1 protein-coding gene is annotated in these 251 nt (G+C 48.2%); it reads right to left on the bottom strand.

The features are described from left to right. Positions 1 to 251: tetratricopeptide repeat protein (locus DP116_RS29575; protein WP_246275730.1), on the bottom strand; the 251-nt coding region annotated here is incomplete at both ends.

Raw genomic sequence — 251 nt, 5'->3', positions numbered from 1 at the left:
GTGTAAGAAGCGATCGCACTCTCAAGATTCTCTGCTTTCTCCCCGTGTATTCTGTTGGAGTAAGCAGCCCCGAGATTATTTTGCGTCATTGCCCAATCTTGGGGAAAGCTTTGGCGGGTTCTTACGGACAATGCTGCAGTGTAAGAAGCGATCGCACTCTCAAGATTCTCTGCCTTCTCCCCGCGTATTCTGTAAAGGTAAGCATTCCCGAGATTATTTTGCGTCATTGCCCAATCTTGGGGAAAGCTTTG

Source organism: Brasilonema bromeliae SPC951 (genome assembly GCF_012912135.1).
Classification (GTDB): Bacteria; Cyanobacteriota; Cyanobacteriia; order Cyanobacteriales; family Nostocaceae; genus Brasilonema; species Brasilonema bromeliae.
This window is presented reverse-complemented; position numbering and strand designations above follow the sequence as displayed.